A 16896-nucleotide genomic window follows, 5' to 3' on the forward strand; every position below is an offset into this window, starting at 1 on the left:
CGGCTTTCTATCGCGGCAGATTCGGGTCGTTCCGACCGACGCCGGGCGGCGCCTCGACGTCGCGGCTCTTGCCGGGGCCGTCGCGGACGACCGCGCCGCCGGCCAAAAACCCTTCGCGGTGGTCGCAAGCGCCGGCACGACCAACACCGGGGCGATCGATCCCCTTGCGGAGATCGCAGCTCTCTGCGCGCGCGAGGCGCTCTGGATGCATGTCGACGGCGCCTTCGGGGCCTCGGCGCTGTTGTCGCCCGCCCATCGCGGACTGCTGGCCGGGATCGAGCGCGCCGACAGCATCGCCTGGGACGCGCACAAATGGCTGTTCCAGACCTATGGCTGCGGCATGACGCTGGTGCGGGACGCGGCCGTGCTCGCGCCGAGTTTCGCGCTCGCCTCCGACTATCTGCGCGACGGCGCGGCCGAAGGGGCCGAGCCGAATTATTGGGACCTCGGCCCCGAGCTCACCCGCCCGGCGCGCGCGGTTCGCCTGTGGCTCACATTTCAGGCGATGGGGCGGGAGGGGCTCGGCGCCGCGATCGCGCACGGCTTCGCGCTGGCGGAGACGGCCGAGCGGCTGGTTCGGGCCATGGACGGCTGGCGCTTGGTTTCGCCCGCCCAGATGGCGATCACCGCCTTCCGTTACGCGCCCGAGGGGCTTGCGCCTGAAGCCGCCGACGCGGTGAACGCTTCCGCGGCGCGGCGGCTGATGGACGAAGGGTTCGCGGTCGTCGGCACCACGCGGCTCGACGGCCGGCTGACGATCCGCATGTGCACGATCAACCCCGCGACGAGCGAGGATGATCTCAAGGCGACGCTGGAGAGGCTCGACGGAGTGGCGCAGGAGATCGCGGCGTCCGGCTAAACAGCCGCTTGCGGCGCGGCGGCCTCGCCATAGTTTGGCGCCATGGACTATCCCGCGCTGTCGCCCGAACTGCGTGAGAAGCTGAGACGCCTGGCGTTCAGAGTGCGCGGGCGCGGCTACGCGACTGTCGCGGAGCTCAACTGGGTGCTTGGACCCCTTCAGCCGACGTCAGACGTTCTGGGAGACGCCCTCGCCTATCTCGGCACCGAGCACAGCGTCACCATCGAGGACGACGGCGGAATCTTCGTGGCGAAGCGATAGGGACGCCGACGACGCTACGCAGTTGCGCTGGATATGCCCGCCCCGTGTCCGACCTTGAGCCGGGACACAGAACCGATGCGTCTCGTGCTGAAGCTGAGCGCTTTTCGGATCCTCCCCTGCGCAGCGGGGGAGGGGGACCGCCGAAGGCGGTGGAGGGGGCCGGCGCTGCGGCTTCTCGCTGGTGAACGTCTGCGCCGCGCCTCCTCAACCATCGCGTTCGCGATGGTCCCCCTCCTCCGCTTTGCGGAGGAGGATCAAGAAGGCGTCAGCGTCTCGATTACGCGACGACCGCGCGGAATTCCTTGAGCTGGTCGACCTTCTCGCGGGCGCGGCGCTTGGACTCTTCGCCCTCGGCGTCGGCCAGATCCTCTTCGGCGTCCTTGATCGCGGCGTCGAGCTTGGCGACGTCGAACTCGGACATCGGCATCGCCTCGTCGGCGAGGATGGTCAGGCCCTTCGGGTTGACGTCGGCGAAGCCGCCCTTGACGAACAGGCGCTCGGGCTCGCCGCCCTCGGCCTTGAACACCTGGACGACGCCCGGGCGCAGCACCGAGAGCAGCGGCGCGTGATGGGCCAGCACGCCGAATTCGCCCTCGACGCCCGGCACGACCACGTGCTGGACCTCTTCGGAGATCAGCAGCTTTTCAGGCGACACGAGCTCGAACTGGAAGCTGTCCATCGTCTCTTCGTTTCCTAAACCGTTACCGGCGCCGGTCGGCCACGAAGCCGATCCCGAAGCCGAGAAGCGCGCCGACCGCCGCGAAGATCGCGACATGCTGGGTCTGGCCGGTGGTGAGCGAACCGCCGCTCGCCCCCGCCGCCTGGTCGCCCTGCACCTCGACCTTGAGGCCGAGCACATTGACCTCCGCGGCCTGCGGCCGGGTCAGCCAGCCGGCGAGGCCGCCGACCACGAGCCCGATGACGAGGAGAAGGATCTTCGCGTTCATCGGACCTCACGCCATGCCATTTCGGGCGGACCGCGACGGCTCGCGGCCCGCGTGACCAGTCAAGAAGCTCAGGCGCCTTCGGCGAGCTTCTTGCCCTTCTCGATCGCCTCTTCGATGGTGCCGACCATGTAGAAGGCGGCCTCCGGAAGCGCGTCGTGCTTGCCTTCCACCAGCTCCTTGAAGCCCTTGATGGTGTCGGCGAGGTCGACGAACTTGCCCGGCGAGCCGGTGAAGATTTCGGCGACGTGGAACGGCTGGCTGAGGAAGCGCTCGACCTTGCGGGCGCGCGACACCGTCAGCTTGTCCTCTTCGGAAAGCTCGTCCATGCCCAGGATCGCGATGATGTCCTGCAGCGACTTGTAGCGCTGCAGCGTCTCCTGCACGCGGCGGGCGGTCGCGTAGTGCTCCTCGCCGATGATCGCGGCGGAGAGAATGCGCGAGGTCGAGTCGAGCGGGTCGACCGCCGGGTAGATGCCCTTTTCCGCGATCGAGCGGTTGAGCACGGTCGTGGCGTCAAGATGGGCGAAGGAGGCGGCCGGGGCCGGGTCGGTCAGGTCGTCGGCCGGCACGTAGATCGCCTGCACGGACGTGATCGAGCCTTTGTTGGTGGTGGTGATGCGCTCCTGCAGCGCGCCCATGTCGGTCGCGAGCGTCGGCTGATAGCCCACCGCCGACGGGATGCGGCCGAGCAGCGCCGACACTTCCGAACCCGCCTGGGTGAAGCGGAAGATGTTGTCGACGAAGAACAGCACGTCCTGGCCCTTGTCGCGGAAGTGCTCGGCGATGGTGAGGCCGGTCAGCGCAACGCGGGCGCGGGCCCCGGGGGGCTCGTTCATCTGGCCGAACACGAGGGCGCATTTGGAGCCTTCGCCGCCGCCCTTCTGGTTGACGCCGGACTCGATGAACTCGTGATAGAGGTCGTTGCCCTCGCGGGTGCGCTCGCCGACGCCGGCGAACACCGAATAGCCGCCATGGGCCTTCGCGACGTTGTTGATGAGCTCCTGGATGAGCACCGTCTTGCCGACGCCCGCGCCGCCGAACAGGCCGACCTTGCCGCCCTTGGCGTAAGGCGCGAGCAGGTCGACGACCTTGATGCCGGTGACGAGGATCTCGGTCTCGGTGGCCTGCTCGGCGTAGGACGGGGCCGGGGCGTGGATCGGGCGCTTGCCCTCGCCCTGGACCGGCTGACCTTCGTCGATCGGCTCGCCGATGACGTTCAGGATGCGCCCGAGCGTGGCGTCGCCGACCGGAACCAGGATCGGTTCGCCGGTGTCGGAGACCTGCTGGCCGCGGGTGAGGCCTTCGGTGGAGTCCATCGCGATCGCGCGGACCGTCGACTCGCCGAGGTGCTGGGCGACTTCCAGCACCAGGCGCGAGTTGTTGTTGTTGGTCTCGAGCGCGTTCAGGATCTCGGGCAGATGGCCGTCGAACTGGACGTCGACGACGGCGCCGATGACCTGGGTGATGCGGCCGACATGTGCGGTCATTGGGTTGGTCCTCGTCGGAATGACGTCAGAGCGCCTCGGCGCCGGAGATGATCTCGATCAGCTCCTTGGTGATCTGCGCCTGGCGGGTTCGGTTATATTCGAGCGAAAGCCGCTTGATCATGTCGCCGGCGTTGCGGGTCGCGTTGTCCATCGCGGACATGCGCGCGCCCTGCTCCGAAGCGGCGTTCTCGAGCAGCGCCTTGAGGATCTGGATCGCGACGTTGCGCGGCAGCAGCTCCTCCAGGATCTCCTCTTCGGACGGCTCGTATTCGTAGACCGCGCCCTTCAGGAGGTCCGTGGTCTCGTCCTCTTCGGGAAGCTCCGCCGGGACGATCTGCTGGGCGGTCGGGATCTGGCTGACCACCGACTTGAACTTCGAATAGAACAGCGTCGCGACGTCGAACTTGTCCTCTTCGAACATCGAGAGGACGCGCTCGCCGATCATCGTGGCGGTGTCGAAGCCGACGCTCTTCACCTCGCGCAGCGAGATGACGTCGTCGATCTTGCCCGGGAACTGGCGCTTCAGGATGTCCGCGCCCTTGCGGCCGACGCACAGGAACTCGACCTGCTTGCCTTCCGCCAGAAGCCGGCGGGCGTGATCGCGCGCCAGACGCGAGATCGAGGAGTTGAAGCCGCCGCAGAGGCCGCGGTCGGCGGTGACGACGACGAGCAGGTGGCGCTTGTCGTCGCCCGTGCCGGCCATCAGCCTCGGCGCGAGCGGCGAGCCCTTCATGCCGGCCGCGAGGTTCGAGAGCACCCGCTCCATGCGCTCGGCGTAGGGACGCGCGGCCGCGGGCGGTCTCGGCGCGGCGCAGCTTCGCCGCGGCCACCATCTGCATGGCCTTGGTGATCTTCTGCGTCGCCTTGACCGAGGCGATACGGTTCCTGAGGTCCTTTAGGCTCGCCATGCGCGCGCTCGAACTCCGCTTGAGTGGCTAAAGGCTCAGTCGAACGACTTCGAGAAGGTGTCGAGAACCGACTTCACCTTCGCGATGGTCTCGTCCTTGAGCGCCTTGTCCTTGCGGATGGTCTCAAGCAGATCCTTCTCGCTCGAGTTCAGGTGCTCGAGGAGCTCGGCCTCGTACTTGCGGACCTTGTTGACGGGCAGCTTGTCCAGGTAGCCGTTGGTGCCGGCGTAGATCACCACGACCTGCTCCTCGACGCGCAGCGGCGAGAAGGCCGGCTGCTTAAGGAGCTCGGTGAGGCGCGCGCCGCGGTTCAGCAGGCGCTGGGTCGAGGCGTCGAGGTCGGAGCCGAACTGGGCGAAGGCCGCCATCTCGCGGTACTGCGCGAGCTCGCCCTTAATCTTGCCGGCCACCTGCTTCATGGCCTTGATCTGGGCCGAGGAGCCGACGCGCGACACCGAGAGGCCGACGTTCACCGCCGGACGGACGCCCTGGTAGAACAGGTCGGATTCGAGGAAGATCTGGCCGTCGGTGATCGAGATCACGTTGGTCGGGATGTAGGCCGACACGTCGTTGGCCTGCGTCTCGATGACCGGAAGCGCGGTCAGCGAACCGGCGCCCTGCTCGTCGTTGAGCTTGGCGGCGCGCTCCAGCAGACGCGAGTGGAGATAGAACACGTCGCCCGGATAGGCCTCGCGGCCGGGCGGACGGCGCAGCAGCAGCGACATCTGGCGATAGGCCACCGCCTGCTTGGACAGGTCGTCATAGACCATCAGCGCGTGCATGCCGTTGTCGCGGAAGTACTCGCCCATGGCGCAGCCGGAGAAGGGCGCCAGGAACTGCATCGGGGCGGGGTCGGACGCCGTCGCCGCGATGATGATCGAATATTCGAGCGCGCCGTTCTCTTCCAGCACCTTCACGAACTGCGCGACGGTGGAGCGCTTCTGGCCGACCGCGACGTAGACGCAATAGAGCTTGGCGCTCTCGTCGTCGCCCGCGTTGATCGACTTCTGGTTGAGGATGGTGTCGAGCGCGATCGTGGTCTTGCCGGTCTGGCGGTCGCCGATGATCAGCTCGCGCTGGCCGCGGCCGATCGGGATCAGCGCGTCGATCGACTTGATGCCCGTCTGCATCGGCTCGTGGACGGACTTGCGCGGGATGATGCCCGGCGCCTTCACGTCGACGCGGCGACGCTCGGTCGCCTCGATCGGGCCCTTGCCGTCGATCGGGTTGCCGAGCGCGTCGACCACGCGGCCGAGAAGGCCGCGGCCGACGGGAACGTCCACGATCGAGCCGGTGCGCTTGACGGTGTCGCCTTCCGACACGCCGCGGTCGGAGCCGAACACCACGACGCCGACATTGTCGGTCTCGAGGTTGAGCGCCATCCCGCGGATGCCGTCCTTGAACTCGACCATCTCGCCGTACTGGACGTTGTCGAGGCCGTAGACGCGCGCGATGCCGTCGCCGATCGACAGCACCTGACCGACCTCGGAGACCTCAGCCTCCTGGCCGAAGTTCTTGATCTGATCCTTGAGGATCGAGGTGATCTCGGCGGCGCGAATGTCCATCAGCCGACCTCTTTCATAGCGAGTTTGATCGAATTGAGCTTGGTCTTGAGCGAGGCGTCGACCATGCGGCTGCCGAGCCGCACGATGAGCCCGCCGAGAATCTTGGGATCGACCTTCACGTCGAAGTCGACCGTCTTGCCGGTGATCTCCTTCAGCGCGGACGCAAGTTCGTCGCGACGCTGGGAGGAGAGCTCTTCGGCGACCGTCACTTCGGCGGTGGTCGCGCCGCGGTCGGCGGCGGCGAGCGCGCGGAAGCCGCGGATCATGCTCTCGAGCGCGAAGAGGCGGCGGTTGGAGGCCACCAGCTTCACGAAATTGGCGGTGAGGCCCGAGACGCCGAGCTTGTCCAGCACCGCGCCCATGGCGCGGGCCTGCTCCTCGGCGGAGAACACCGGGCTCTTGATGAGGCGGCGCAGATCCTCGCTCTCGGCGAGGGCCGCCGTCACGACGTCGAGATCTTTGGAGACCGCGTCGAGCGCGCTCTGTTCCTTGGCCAGATCGAAAAGCGCGGACGCGTAGCGACCCGCCATTCCGGACACGATGGTGTCTTTACCTGCCACCCGAGCGTCTCTCGCTGGTTGGAGCCTGGGGCTGAAACCGGAGCGACAGCTCCGAACCTCCCGAACCCGTTGATTTTGGAAGCGGCGCGCGCCCCCGCCGCGGGGTTCTCCCCGCAAGCGCAGCGGTCACTATCATGCTGAGAAGCGGCGCGCAACATCATGGCGTAGCTGTGACGAAGACCGAAAAGCTTGAAATTAATCAATGCGTTGCGTGATCGCGCCCCCGGCCTTTCGGCTTCCTCGGACGAAGGGCCATGGCGATCGGGCGATGCGACCCGTGCGCGCGGGGGGCCTGGGGCGGCGCGCGGTCCCGCCGCCGCCGTTCCGGCGTTCGGTAAGTAGTAACACGAGGTTGGGCCTGAAACGACGCAATCCGATTGCCCGGACTCCGGAAATCGCAGAGCCTACCGCGGGTTGAATCGAGAGTTTTCGGGGAAAAGCGAATGTTTGGTCGGATTCGCGAGGTCGCGGTCGCGGCGGCGATCTTCTGCGGCCGCGCCCTGCGCGGCGCAGGCCCAGGCCCAGGCCCAGGCCCAGGCCGTGGACCTGCTGGCTCCGATCGCGCCCCATCAGGCGATCGCCGACGCCCGGCCCGTCCCGGGCGCGACGCGCGAGGCGCTCGTCTCGCTCGACCCCAACGCGCTGAGCTCGGGCAAGCCGGTGCGCATCAGGCTCTTCCCCGGCGCCGAGGCGACCTTCGCGCCATCCGGAACGGAGCCTGCGGTCGGCGGCGGGACGGTGTGGACGGGCACGTCGGGAGCAGACGCCGCGACCCTCGTGCTCGCCGACGGCGGCGTGGTCGGGGTGGTGCGGCTCGGAACCAAGACGTTCAGGATCGAGCAGGTGAAGGGCGCGGCCCACAAGGTCGCGGAGATCTCCGGCGCCAAGCTTCCGCCCGAGGGGCCGCTCACGCCCGCGCCGGGCGGCGTCGGGGCGAAGCCCGCCAAGAAGTCCGGAATCGAGCCTCAGGCCAAGGGCGACGTGAAGATCACGCTGCTGATGGCCTACACCGACCGGGCCGCGGCCGCCTCGAGCAACATCGTCTCGGATATCAACCTCGCGGTCAGCCTCGCCAACGAGGCCTACAAGGCGGGCGGCGTCGGCATCAAGCTGAAGCTCGTCGGGACCACGCGGGTCAGCGGCTACGACGAGCTGACCGGCGGCTTCGCGCAAGTGCTCTACGACGTCACCAACGACACGGCGCCGTTCCAGCCCGTCAATCAGCTGCGCAACCAGCTGAAGGCGGATCTCGTCGCGGTGATCCAGGAGGGGACGCAATATTGCGGCATCGCCTGGTACATCGACGAGCCTAGCGCCTCGACGGCGGGTTACGGCTACTCCACCACCGCCCGCGGCTGCATCACCGGCTACACCGTGACCCACGAGCTCGGCCACAATATGGGCCTGCGGCACGACCGCTACGTTTCGGAGCCGGCGCCGGACACCGAATACAACTTCGGTTACTCCAACCTCGCCAAGCAGAAGCGCAGCATCATGGCCTACTCGAACGAGTGCACGGATGCGGGCCTCTACTGCGAGCGTGTCAACTCCTTCTCGGATCCCGACAAGAAGGTCGCGGGCAAGAAGTTCGGGATCAAGCAGGGCAAGCCCGGCGCCGCCGACAACGCCCGCCGCCTGAACGAGACCCGGAAGGGTATCGCGGCCTATCGCTGAACCGCCCGGCTCGCCGTTTCCCGCTGAGGGCCGTCGTTCCCGACTCGAGCAGGGCACCGGCGCCTCACCCACTTGTGAAGTCGGCGCGGCCGGCGGGCCGTCGCCGCGCGCGCCGGCGGGCTGCGTCAGCGGCGGCTTTGGCCGTCTTTCGGGGCTTCGCCCAAGACGACGATCGATTACAGCGCGCGTTCGGAGCGCCGCGTCGGAACGGTCCCCCGGCGGCCAGGCAGGCGATCGCGAACCGCGAGCCCGCTCGCCCCATCAGAAAAAGCCTGCGCGGCGCGCTTCGTTAACCCTAACGGTTAAGCACTCTCGCGCGCTTGTCATTCCGCAAAAGCCCAAGCGTGCTAACGACTTCCGGCGACTTTGGCGCCAGCGCCGATCCGGGAGATGTTAACGATGTCGATCCTGTCGTCTCGCGGCGCCCGCCGCCTGACCCTGGCGGCGCTCGCCGCGCTTTGGGCCCCGGCCGCCTTCGGCGCCGACCTGTTCGCGACGCCGAAAGAGGCCGATTTCGCCGCCGCGGCCGCCGCCCGTCCCAAATCCACGGTCGTTCCGGCGGGCGTGTCGCGCATCCGCGCCGTCGCGGTCAACGCCGACGCGGTCGCCGAAGGCAAGGTCGCGAGCACGCTGACCATCGGCCTGTTCCCGGGCGTGTCGGCCGACTTCAAGGTGTCGGACGTCGAGCCGGCCGCGAACGGCGGTTCGGTGATCAACGCAAAGGTCGGCAAGGACGGCGACGAGGGCGACGCGACGCTCGTCGTCTCGAAGGGCAAGGTCACGGGCCGCGTCCGCTACAAGGGCCGGATCTACGCGATCCGCCCGCTCGGCGGCGTCCTCCACTCGGTCTCGGAAGCCGACCGCTCCAAGACCCCGTCCGCCGGGCCCGAGATCGTCGCGCCGCTCTCGGGCGGCGTGTCGCTCGACAAGGCGAAGAAGGGCAAGAAGTCCAAGAAGGACGTGCCCTACGACTGGACCGTCGCCAAGGTCGACGTGATGTTCGTCTACACCGCCAAGGCGGCGGCGGCTTCCGCCGACATCGGCGCCGAGATCGACCTCGCGGTCGCGATCACCAACGAGGCCTACCGGGCGAGCGGCGTGCGCATGACCATGCGCCTCGTCAAGACGACGCAGGCCGGCGATTACGACGAGGACGCGCGCGAGGACTACAACGCCCCGCTCTACGACATCACCGGCAACGGCGCGGACTCCGCCTCCTTCGCCGACGCCCGGCGGGTGCGCGACGAGGTCGGCGCCGACTTCGTGGTGCTGCTGCGCGAGGGCGGCGGCTATTGCGGCGTCGCCTGGGTCATCACCCAGGCCGAAGGCGCCGGCGACTGGACCTTCGCCCAGGTCTCGCGCGGCGCCTGCGTCGACGCCGACACGGTCGCCCACGAGGTCGGGCACAATATGGGCCTGCGCCACGACCGCTACGTCACCAAGGACGAGAACGGCGCCGAGTTCCCGAGCTGGCAGTACAATTTCGGCTATGTCAGCCTGCCGGCCCGCGCCATGGACCTGATGGCCTACGAGAACCAGTGCTGGGACGCCGGCGTCGCCTGCGAGTACAAGCGGGTGTTCTCCTCGCCCAGGCTCTGGGTGAACGGCCGCAAGTTCGGCGTTCCGGCCGGCCGCCCGGGCGCGGCCGACGCCGCGCGGTGGCTCGACGAGATCCGCTGGATCGCACAGGACGTGCGCCCGCGCGGCGGCACGCTCGGCGCCAAGAAGAAGCTCAAAAAGACCTCGAAGACGGCGTCCGCTTCGGCGGCGGACGAATAAGCTCGGCCCGCTCTCCGGTCTCAGCCGTCGCGCCTGAGAGGCGCGGCGGCCTCAGACGAAGCTCTGCGGGTCGACGTCCACGGCGACCCGCGCCCCGTTGCGGGGCGGCGGCGCGGCCGCCATCCAGTCGCGCATGAAGGCCGAGAGGTCGATCCCGCGCGGCGCCTGCGCCAGCAGGCGCATCCGGTGCCGGCCCCGCACCATGGCGAGCGGGGCTTCGGCCGGCCCCAGCACCCTCACCTCATCGGTCTTCGGCGCGGCGCGCGCGAGCGCCCGGGCGTGGCCCTCGGCGCCCTCACGGGTCGGCGCGGAGACGATGACCGCCGCGAGCCGGCCGAAGGGCGGCATCAGCGCGGCCTCGCGCGCCGCGGTCTCGACGGCGTAAAACCCTTCCCGGTCGTTCGACACCAGCGCGCGGATCGCCGGGTGGTCGGGCGCGAAGCTCTGCAGCAGCGCCCTGCCCGGCCGTTCGGCGCGGCCGGCGCGGCCCGTCACCTGCTGGAGCGTCTGGAACGTCCGCTCGGCCGCGCGCGGATCGGCGGCCCCGAGCGCGAAGTCGGAATCGACCGCCCCGACCAGCGTGAGCTTCGGAAAATGGTGGCCCTTGGTCGCCATCTGCGTGCCGATCACGATGTCGACCTCGCCCCGCTCGATGGCGTCGAGCTCGGCCGCGAGCTTTTCGCCGCCGCCCATCAGGTCGCTCGACAGGATCGAGACGCGCGCCTGCGGAAACCGCGCCGCCGCCTCGTCGCGGATGCGCTCCACTCCGGGGCCGAGCGCCACCAGCGCGTCCTCGGCCGCGCAGGCCGGGCAGTTTCTCGGCGTCGGGCCCGAATGGCCGCAATGATGGCAGACGAGGCAGCCGCGGAACCGGTGCTCGACGAGCCAGGCGGCGCAGTTCGGGCATTTCATGCGATGCCCGCAGCGCCGGCAGAGCGTCAGCGGCGCATAGCCCCGGCGATTGAGGAACAGCAGCGTCTGCTCGCCTGCGGCGAAGGTCTCGGCCATCGCCGAAACCAGCCGCGGCGCGAGCCATTGCCCCCGCTCCGGCCCGGCCTTGCGCATGTCGATCGCGGCGATCTCGGGAAGCGCCCTCCCCGAGAAGCGCGCTGGCAAGACGAGACGGGCGTAGCGGCCACGCTCGGCGTTGAGACGGGTCTCGAGCGAGGGCGTGGCGGATGCAAGGATGACGGCCGCGCGCTCGATCCGGCCGCGCACCACCGCCATGTCGCGGGCGTTGTAGGAGACGCCGTCCTCCTGCTTGTAGGCGCCGTCGTGCTCCTCGTCGACGACGATGACGCCGAGATCCTTGAAGGGCAGGAACAGCCCCGAGCGCGCCGCCACCACGGCCTTGACCGAGCCGTCGGCGACGCCGCGGCGCACCGCCTCGCGGCCTTTCTCGCCGACGCTCGCGTGCCAGACCGCGGGCCGCGCGCCGAAGCGCTTGGCGAAACGGTCGAGGAACGGGACGGTGAGCGCGATCTCGGGCGCGAGCACCAGCGCCTGGCGGCCGCGCCTCAGCGCCTCCGCCACCGCCTCGCAATAGACCTCGGTCTTGCCCGAGCCGGTGACGCCGTCGAGCAGCACCGCCCGGAACTGGCCGTCCGCCACCGCCCGGCGCAGCGCCTCGGCGGCGTGGGCCTGATGGGGCGACAGCGCCGGCCCCGGCCGGAACGGATCGGGCGCGGCCGGCCGCGGGGGCGGCGGCAAAGGCGCAAGCTCGCGCGCCGTCCGCCACCAGCCCGTCGATCACCGAGGACGAGACGCCCGCGGCCTCGGCGAGGCGGGGTTTTGCGAAGACCTCCCCGCCGCCTGCGGCGGCGAGCGCCTTTTCGCGCGCCGCCGTCGGGCGGGACGGCGCGGAGCCGGTGGCGCGCACGCCCATCTTCGGCTCGCGCGGCCCGTCTTCGGCCGCAAGGCCCCGGAGCCATGCGCAGCACCTGGCCCTTCGGGGCGAGCGTGTAGTCCGCCACCCAGTCGATGAAGCGGCGCATGGCCTCGGGCAGCGGCGCGACCTCGACCCGTCCCTTGAGCGCCTTCAGCCGGATGTCGGCGGAAACTTCGGACGCGCCGTCCCACACGACCCCGACCTCGGAGCGGTTTCCGAGCGGCGCGACCACGACGTCGCCGGGCTGAAGCTCGAGGCCGTCCGGCACCGCATAGGAGAGCGCCCGGTCGAGCCCGACCGGCAGCAGCACTTCGACGGACCGTGGGGCGGAGCTTGGAATCGGATCGGCCTTTCGCGCAGGCGAGAGCGCAGGGTGATCGGCGCATCGATGTGCGGGCGTCAAGCCGCCGCGAGACGGCGCCGCCCGCGCGGTGCTACTTGGCGACCGCCTGCCCGATTGCGCATCCCGCGGAGACGCCTCCATGAAAAGCCGACTCGCGTCGCTCAGGACCCTGATCGGGATCTGCCTGTTCTTCGGCCTCGTGGGCCTCGGCTTCATGTCCTGGATCTCGACATGGGCGCGCGACGGCGCGAATTTCGTCACGCCGCTGCTGCCCGGAGCCCGCTTCAAGCCAGAGATTTTGCCGCTGCTCGGCCAACTCGGCGGCGGCGCGATGGGGCTTGGCCTCGCGCTCCTGATCATCGAGCGCATCGGCGCGGCCCGCGAGAAGCGCATCGCCGCCATGCCCGAGGCCGAACGTCCCAGGCCGCCGCAGCAGACGCCGCTTCAAATGGGCGTCTCGGTCGGCCTCGCGCTGCTGATCGGCGGCGTCGGGTTCCTCGGCTACAAATGGTGGGCCTATGTCACCAACACGAAGAGCCCCTATGACGAGATCGGCATCGAGCTGAACTCGCGGGCGCCCGGCCCCGTCAACGAGTGGGGCTGCGCGCAGCTCAAGCTGCGTTTCGAGCGCATGATCCCGCCCTATGGCTGCGCCCGGCCCGAAGGCGGCTGGAAATAGGCTCAAACGAGCCGCTTTCGCCTTGCGGCCGCCGGGTCGCTGCGCCACTTGGTGGCGCGAGACCCCATCGAAAGTTTCACACGAGGCCCTTTCGCCATGAAGTTTTTCGTCGACACCGCCGACGTCAAGGAAATCCGGGAGCTCGCCGCGCTCGGCGTCCTCGACGGCGTCACCACCAATCCCTCGCTGGTGCTGAAGGCCAACCGGCCCTTCAAGGAGATCATCAAGGAGATCTGCGAGGTGGTCGAAGGCCCGGTCTCGGCCGAGGTCGCGGCGACCGACTACGAAGGCATGATGAAGCAGGCCGAAATCCTGCGGAAGATCGCCGACAACGTCACGGTCAAGGTGCCGCTCACCTGGGACGGGCTGAAGGCCTGCAAGGCGCTGACCGACGACGGCACGATGGTCAACGTCACGCTCTGCTTCTCGGCCCCTCAGGCGCTGCTCGCCGCCAAGGCCGGCGCGACCTTCGTGTCGCCCTTCATCGGCCGCCTCGACGACGCCGGGGTCGACGGCATGGAGCTCATCCAGGACATCCGCACGATCTACGATAACTATCCGGACTTCGCGACCGAGATCCTGGCGGCCTCGATCCGCACCGTGAACCACGTCAAGGACGCCGCGAAGGCCGGCGCCGACGTCTCGACCGTGCCGCCCGCGACGCTCAAGGGCCTGGTGAAGCACCCGCTGACCGACAAGGGCCTCGAGCAGTTCGTCGCCGACTGGGCCAAGACCGGCCAGACCATCGAGTGATTTTGGGGCCGCGCTCCGCGCGACTTTGTTTGAGCACGGCCCTCTCCACCGCGCCATACCCGCGCCTTCGCGGGGGTATGCACGACTTCGGCGTAGCGCTCGACGATCCCAGTAAGTCGTGGATGCCCGGCCGCCGCCGGTCATCACGGCGGTGGGTTGACGACGGGCCGCCCCCTCACGCCGGAACGTAGGTCAGCCGGATAGCCTCTCCGCCGACGCGCTCATGCGCGACGAGGCGCAGCCTCGGCCGCGGGCCGGCGAAGTAGGGCTTTCCGCTCCCCAGCACGACGGGGTGGACGTAGAGCCGGTACTCGTCCACGAGGCCGAGATCGGCGAGGCTCGCGGCGAGCTCCGGCCCGGACACCTCGATCACCCCGTCGATCCTGGCCTTCAGCGCCCGCGCCGCAGCCTCGAGGTCGCCCTCGAGCAGCGTCGCGTTCGGGCCGACCGAGGCGAGCGACCTCGACACGACCCATTTCGGCTGCGCCCGCCAGGCCGCCGCGTACTTCCGCTCCGCCTCGCCCCATTCGGCGCGCTCCTCGTCCCAGTAGCGCATCACCTCGTACATGCGCCGGCCATAGAGGCTGCCCGCAACGCTCCCGACGTCCTCGATGAAGTGGCGAAACAGCTCGGCATCGGGCGCAAACGCGTCGTGGTCCACATAGCCGTCGAGCGACTGGTTCAAAGCATAGACAAGTTTCGCCATGCGGGCCGTTCCCCTTGAGAGTCGAGAGGCTACGCGCAAGCGGGCCTGCTCGCCACGGGTCGGCTCGACTGCGGCCGCGAGCGCAAGAGCGGTTTCTTCAGTGCAGCGGCGCGCGTCCGAAGACCACTTCGATTTCCGCCGCGACGTCGCGCGGGCGATCGTCTTGGGAACTCTTGGTCCCGACCGGCGTTTGTCCGCGGGCGGCACAGGAGAACAGAGACGATGCGGGTCAGCTCTATTGCGCTTGCGGTCGCGCTCGGCGTTTCGGCGCCGGCGATGGCCATCGCTCAGGAAGGAACCGTGACGGGCGCCGCCGGCGGCGCCGTGACGGGAGCCGTGGTGGGAGGTCCGATCGGGGCCGCGGTCGGCGGCGTCGCCGGCGCGGTGATCGGCACGGCGGTGGCTCCGCCGAAGGAAGTCCGCACCTATGTGGTGCAGGAGCAGCGGCCCTCGATCCGCTACGAGGGCGACCTCGCGGTCGGCTCGGACGTGCCGGAAGGCGTCGAGGTCTACGCGGTTCCCGACAGCGACTACAGCTACACGATCGTCAACGAGAAGCGCTACATCGTGAGCCCCAAGCGCAAGGTCGTCGAAGTCGTTCAGTAACGCTGACGGATCTTCAAACGATTGGAAAAACCCCTTGCTTGCGCGAGGGGTTTTTTGTTGAGGAACCGCTGCAGGCGTCAGTACGGCACGAAGGTGACGGACATGGCGCCGCCGTTGATATTGCAGAAATTGTTGGCGTCGTCGTCGAATTTTCGCCAGTCGCGGATCGCGACGACACGGTGGGCGACTTCCGTCGCTTTTTTGATCTCGTAAGTCTTGACCAGAGTGACGGGCGTCGAAGACGTCCGGTTGAGGACCATCCCTGGCGGCGGCTCGTTTGCGAACAGCGAGAGATGAAATCTCTCGCCGACCGAGGCGCTGCCCGGCTCGTTGACCGAAAACGTGGTCGCTCCGGTCGTCAGGGCGAGATGAGCGTAATACTCGTAGTCGATGAACGTTTCTGCGAGTGGCGACGAGCTTAGAACTCCGCGCATGTCGCAGAAGACGCTTCCCTGCCACGTCACCGTGGCGACCCCCTTGCCGGGATATTTCACCGATTTCGCAGGGAGGAGCGTCGTGGCGTCTCCGGATGCGGTGACATTGGCGCAAATGTAGAGATCCGCCGCCGAGCCGCACGGCTTCAACGCCTTGATGAAGGGTTTCGCCTGCCCCGCCTTGTCGGCGGCCGCTTCCGAGCCTCGGATTTCAACCACGGCTGCTTCGTCCGGGGCGGCGTGGCTTTGACTGACGAGACATAAGAGCCCGACGGCGACGGCGACGATGCGGCAGGTCATGTCTCGAGATCTCCGCGGCGCCGGTCATCGGCCCATTTCGGTCCGAGAGTTCCACCTCAAGATGTCATCCGCCACCAGATTCATTCGCTTAACGGGCATTCTGCTGCGTCCGCCGGGCGACCGCCGGTGACGCCCGGTTAAGCGCCGGGGCGTTAGGATCGGCTCCATGACCGCAGGCCTCGCCGACGCTCTCCTTCCCGCAGCGGACGACGTCCGCGCGGCTTACGCCGACTGGCTGCAGCGGCTCGGCGCCGAGCGCAGGCTCTCGCCGAACACCGTCGAGGCCTATGGCCGCGACGTGCGCATTCTGCTCGGCTTCCTCACCAATCATCTCGGCGCGCCGCCCTCGCTCGCCGACGTCACGAGCCTCGCGCCGCGCGACGTGCGCGCCTTCATGGCGGCGCGGCGCGCGAACGACATCTCGAGCCGCTCGCTGATGCGCGGGCTCGCGGCCGCCCGCTCCTTCGCGCGCCATCTTGCGCGCACGGGACGCGGCGAGGTCTCGGCCTTTTCCGCCGTGCGCAGCCCCAAGATCGCGCGCAGCCTGCCCAAGCCCCTGCCGGTCGCCGCCGCCTGCCGCATCGTCGACGCCGACGAGCGCGCCGGCGAGGAGCGCCCGCAATGGGTGCTGGCGCGCGACGCCGCGGTGCTGTCGCTGCTCTATGGTTGCGGGCTTCGCATCTCCGAGGCGCTGTCGCTCACCCGCGCCAAGGCCCCGACCACGGGCGTCGACCGCATCGAGGTGACGGGCAAGGGCGGCAAGCGCCGGCAGCTTCCGGTGATCGCGACCGTGCAGGCGGCGGTGGCGGACTATCTCGCGCAATGCCCGCTGCATCTGCCGCCGAACGGTCCGCTGTTCGTCGGCGTGAAGGGCGGCCCGCTCAACGCGCGCATCGTGCAGGCGGCGGTCGCGCGGATGCGCGGCGGGCTCGGCCTGCCCGACAGCGCGACGCCGCATGCGCTGCGGCACTCCTTCGCCACCCATCTCCTGGGCCGAGGGGGCGATCTGAGGACCATCCAGGAGCTGCTCGGCCACGCCAGCCTCTCCACGACCCAGATCTACACCGAGGTCGACGCCGCCCGCCTCACCGCGATCCACGCCACCTTCCACCCCCGCGCGCGGGCGGGCGGCTGACGCCGGCGCCCA

The 16896-nt window shown here is 69.1% G+C and carries 15 protein-coding genes and 2 pseudogenes; 8 read left to right on the forward strand and 9 right to left on the reverse strand.

Features of this window, described 5'->3' with window-relative positions; all coding sequences use genetic code 11:
* Nucleotides 1-19 precede the first annotated feature (19 nt).
* Together K6K41_RS09290 and K6K41_RS09295 are read left to right on the forward strand one after the other, a co-directional pair.
* Nucleotides 20-859 (forward strand): pyridoxal phosphate-dependent decarboxylase family protein, encoded by an 840-nt coding sequence (locus K6K41_RS09290; protein WP_261405687.1) that lies wholly within the window; start codon nt 20-22, stop codon nt 857-859.
* A 42-nt stretch (nt 860-901) separates the two neighbouring features.
* Nucleotides 902-1120 carry a hypothetical protein gene (locus tag K6K41_RS09295; protein WP_261404798.1) on the forward strand — a complete coding sequence of 73 codons (219 nt, stop codon included), beginning with the start codon at nt 902-904 and terminating at the stop codon, nt 1118-1120.
* A gap of 277 nt (nt 1121-1397) precedes the next feature.
* Here the strand turns inward: K6K41_RS09295 and K6K41_RS09300 are convergent, their stop codons facing one another.
* The 6 genes and pseudogenes from K6K41_RS09300 to K6K41_RS09325 form a co-directional block, all read right to left on the reverse strand.
* Nucleotides 1398-1799, reverse strand: coding sequence for a F0F1 ATP synthase subunit epsilon (locus tag K6K41_RS09300; RefSeq protein ID WP_261404799.1), 402 nt, complete (start codon nt 1797-1799; stop codon nt 1398-1400).
* 22 nt (nt 1800-1821) lie between these two features.
* On the reverse strand, nt 1822-2067 hold the full coding sequence (locus K6K41_RS09305; protein WP_261404800.1) for a hypothetical protein: 246 nt from the start codon (nt 2065-2067) through the stop codon (nt 1822-1824).
* 68 nt (nt 2068-2135) lie between these two features.
* Complete coding sequence (atpD, locus tag K6K41_RS09310) at nt 2136-3554, reverse strand: F0F1 ATP synthase subunit beta (RefSeq protein WP_261404801.1); 1419 nt, start codon at nt 3552-3554, stop codon at nt 2136-2138.
* Nucleotides 3555-3579: 25 nt separating this feature from the next.
* A pseudogene (locus K6K41_RS09315) lies at nt 3580-4462 on the reverse strand (F0F1 ATP synthase subunit gamma).
* Between the two features lie 35 nt (nt 4463-4497).
* Nucleotides 4498-6027: a F0F1 ATP synthase subunit alpha gene (atpA, locus tag K6K41_RS09320; protein ID WP_261404802.1), complete on the reverse strand. Its 1530-nt coding sequence runs from the start codon at nt 6025-6027 to the stop codon at nt 4498-4500.
* On the reverse strand, nt 6027-6557 hold the full coding sequence (locus K6K41_RS09325; RefSeq protein ID WP_261404803.1) for a F0F1 ATP synthase subunit delta: 531 nt from the start codon (nt 6555-6557) through the stop codon (nt 6027-6029). Before K6K41_RS09325 ends, atpA begins: the two co-directional genes overlap by 1 nt.
* A gap of 570 nt (nt 6558-7127) precedes the next feature.
* On the opposite strand from K6K41_RS09325, the gene K6K41_RS09330 reads away from it, so the two are divergent.
* Both K6K41_RS09330 and K6K41_RS09335 read left to right on the forward strand, forming a co-directional pair.
* Nucleotides 7128-8261: a M12 family metallo-peptidase gene (locus K6K41_RS09330; RefSeq protein WP_261404804.1), complete on the forward strand. Its 1134-nt coding sequence runs from the start codon at nt 7128-7130 to the stop codon at nt 8259-8261.
* A gap of 399 nt (nt 8262-8660) precedes the next feature.
* The gene (locus tag K6K41_RS09335) at nt 8661-10040 is read left to right on the forward strand and encodes a zinc-dependent metalloprotease family protein (RefSeq protein ID WP_261404805.1); all 1380 of its coding nucleotides are present in this window, start codon (nt 8661-8663) and stop codon (nt 10038-10040) included.
* A gap of 51 nt (nt 10041-10091) precedes the next feature.
* Here K6K41_RS09335 and K6K41_RS09340 read toward each other — a convergent pair.
* A pseudogene (locus K6K41_RS09340) lies at nt 10092-12268 on the reverse strand (primosomal protein N').
* Between the two features lie 142 nt (nt 12269-12410).
* Here K6K41_RS09340 and K6K41_RS09345 point away from each other — a divergent pair.
* On the forward strand, nt 12411-12950 hold the full coding sequence (locus tag K6K41_RS09345) for a hypothetical protein (protein WP_261404806.1): 540 nt from the start codon (nt 12411-12413) through the stop codon (nt 12948-12950).
* Between the two features lie 96 nt (nt 12951-13046).
* Nucleotides 13047-13703: a fructose-6-phosphate aldolase gene (fsa, locus tag K6K41_RS09350; protein ID WP_261404807.1), complete on the forward strand. Its 657-nt coding sequence runs from the start codon at nt 13047-13049 to the stop codon at nt 13701-13703.
* 175 nt (nt 13704-13878) lie between these two features.
* Here fsa and K6K41_RS09355 read toward each other — a convergent pair whose 3' ends face one another.
* Entirely contained in the window at nt 13879-14409 is a 531-nt protein-coding gene (locus tag K6K41_RS09355) for a dihydrofolate reductase family protein (RefSeq protein ID WP_261404808.1), read from the reverse strand.
* A gap of 222 nt (nt 14410-14631) precedes the next feature.
* On the opposite strand from K6K41_RS09355, the gene K6K41_RS09360 reads away from it, so the two are divergent.
* A complete protein-coding gene (locus K6K41_RS09360) occupies nt 14632-15015 on the forward strand; it encodes a DUF1236 domain-containing protein (protein ID WP_261404809.1) in 384 nt (127 codons plus the stop codon).
* 77 nt (nt 15016-15092) lie between these two features.
* On the opposite strand, the gene K6K41_RS09365 is transcribed toward K6K41_RS09360, so the two are convergent.
* On the reverse strand, nt 15093-15749 hold the full coding sequence (locus K6K41_RS09365; protein WP_261404810.1) for a hypothetical protein: 657 nt from the start codon (nt 15747-15749) through the stop codon (nt 15093-15095).
* Nucleotides 15750-15915: 166 nt separating this feature from the next.
* Between K6K41_RS09365 and K6K41_RS09370 the strand changes: the two genes are divergently transcribed.
* Nucleotides 15916-16884: a tyrosine recombinase XerC gene (locus K6K41_RS09370; protein ID WP_261404811.1), complete on the forward strand. Its 969-nt coding sequence runs from the start codon at nt 15916-15918 to the stop codon at nt 16882-16884.
* The last annotated feature ends 12 nt before the right edge of the window (nt 16885-16896 follow it).

Origin of the sequence: Chenggangzhangella methanolivorans (assembly GCF_019797865.1) — a bacterium.
In the GTDB taxonomy this organism is placed as follows: domain Bacteria; phylum Pseudomonadota; class Alphaproteobacteria; order Rhizobiales; family Methylopilaceae; genus Methylopila; species Methylopila methanolivorans.

What these genes read in the sequence shown, in the direction of transcription:
- K6K41_RS09305 (WP_261404800.1), bottom strand. Translation starts at nt 2,067, where the DNA reads ATGAACGCGAAGATCCTTCTCCTCGTCATCGGGCTCGTGGTCGGCGGC.
- atpD (WP_261404801.1), bottom strand. Translation starts at nt 3,554, where the DNA reads ATGACCGCACATGTCGGCCGCATCACCCAGGTCATCGGCGCCGTCGTC.
- K6K41_RS09295 (WP_261404798.1), top strand. Translation starts at nt 902, where the DNA reads ATGGACTATCCCGCGCTGTCGCCCGAACTGCGTGAGAAGCTGAGACGC.
- K6K41_RS09355 (WP_261404808.1), bottom strand. Translation starts at nt 14,409, where the DNA reads ATGGCGAAACTTGTCTATGCTTTGAACCAGTCGCTCGACGGCTATGTG.
- K6K41_RS09370 (WP_261404811.1), top strand. Translation starts at nt 15,916, where the DNA reads ATGACCGCAGGCCTCGCCGACGCTCTCCTTCCCGCAGCGGACGACGTC.
- K6K41_RS09345 (WP_261404806.1), top strand. Translation starts at nt 12,411, where the DNA reads ATGAAAAGCCGACTCGCGTCGCTCAGGACCCTGATCGGGATCTGCCTG.
- fsa (WP_261404807.1), top strand. Translation starts at nt 13,047, where the DNA reads ATGAAGTTTTTCGTCGACACCGCCGACGTCAAGGAAATCCGGGAGCTC.
- K6K41_RS09335 (WP_261404805.1), top strand. Translation starts at nt 8,661, where the DNA reads ATGTCGATCCTGTCGTCTCGCGGCGCCCGCCGCCTGACCCTGGCGGCG.
- K6K41_RS09325 (WP_261404803.1), bottom strand. Translation starts at nt 6,557, where the DNA reads ATGGCGGGTCGCTACGCGTCCGCGCTTTTCGATCTGGCCAAGGAACAG.
- atpA (WP_261404802.1), bottom strand. Translation starts at nt 6,027, where the DNA reads ATGGACATTCGCGCCGCCGAGATCACCTCGATCCTCAAGGATCAGATC.
- K6K41_RS09365 (WP_261404810.1), bottom strand. Translation starts at nt 15,749, where the DNA reads ATGACCTGCCGCATCGTCGCCGTCGCCGTCGGGCTCTTATGTCTCGTC.
- K6K41_RS09360 (WP_261404809.1), top strand. Translation starts at nt 14,632, where the DNA reads ATGCGGGTCAGCTCTATTGCGCTTGCGGTCGCGCTCGGCGTTTCGGCG.
- K6K41_RS09300 (WP_261404799.1), bottom strand. Translation starts at nt 1,799, where the DNA reads ATGGACAGCTTCCAGTTCGAGCTCGTGTCGCCTGAAAAGCTGCTGATC.